Source organism: Arhodomonas sp. AD133 (genome assembly GCF_051195215.1).
Taxonomy (GTDB): domain Bacteria; phylum Pseudomonadota; class Gammaproteobacteria; order Nitrococcales; family Nitrococcaceae; genus Arhodomonas.
Window position 1 is genome coordinate 1 of the sequence record NZ_JBNAZM010000161.1, and the last position, 1,049, is coordinate 1,049.

General features: G+C 70.2%; 1 protein-coding gene. It reads left to right on the forward strand.

The annotated features are described in order from the left end of the window. A partial coding sequence (locus tag ACPEES_RS23540; RefSeq protein ID WP_435106968.1) for a condensation domain-containing protein occupies positions 1-1,049 on the forward strand: 1,049 nt, incomplete at both ends.

A 1,049-nucleotide genomic window follows, 5' to 3' on the forward strand; every position in this document is an offset into this window, starting at 1 on the left:
ACCACTTCATCTGGAGCCTGCATCACCTGCTGCTCGATGGCTGGAGCACCTCGCAGCTGATGGGCGAGGTGCTGCGGCACTACGCCGGCGAGGCGCTGGCGGTGCCGGCGGGTAGCTACCGCGACTACATCGCCTGGTTGCAGGGGCGTGACTCGGGGGAGGCGTTCTGGCGCGAGCAGCTCGCGCGCCTGGCGGCGCCGACGCGGCTGGCGGACGCGCTGCCGGCGCCGCGGGAGCCGGCCCCGGGCCATGGCGAGGTGGCGGTGACGCTGGACGAGGCGAGCGTTGAGCGGCTGACGGCGTTCGCCCAGCGCACGCGGGTGACGGTGAACACCCTGGTGCAGGGGGCGTGGGCGTTGGTGCTGTCGCGCTACACCGGCGAGCGCACGGTGAGCTTCGGGGCGACCGTGGCGGGGCGGCCAGGGGAGTTGCCAGGTGCCGAGCGGATGCTGGGGCTATTCATCAACACGCTGCCGGTGATCGTGACCGTGGACCCGGCAGCCACGCCGGCGGCGTTGCTCACCGGGGTGCAGGCGACGAACCTGGCGCTGCGCGAGTACGAGCATACGCCGCTCTACGAGATCCAGCGCTGGGCGGGTTATGGCGGCCAGGGGCTGTTCGACAGCCTCCTGGTCTTCGAGAACTACCCCGTGGACGAGGCGGTTAGAGAGGCCGATACGGGCACGCTCACCTTCGGCGAGATCGACAGCCACGAGCAGACCAACTACCCGATGACTCTGCTGGTCCGTCAGGGCCGGACGCTGTCGTTGGTCTACCGGTATGCGCGCCACGCGCTCGACGAGGCCGCCGTGACCAGGGTGGCTGGCCATATGCAGCGCCTACTCCAGCGACTGTCCGATTCTTCGGCGGTGCTTGGCGATGTGGCATTGCTGGACAGCGACGAACGCCAGCGGCTCGATGCCTGGGGCGTGAATGCGCGGCGTTATCCGAATCCCGAATCGGTGCACCGGCTGATCGAGCGCCAGGCGGCGGCGACGCCGCAGGCGCCGGCGCTGGTCTTCGGGGCGCAGGTGCTCACCTATGCCGAG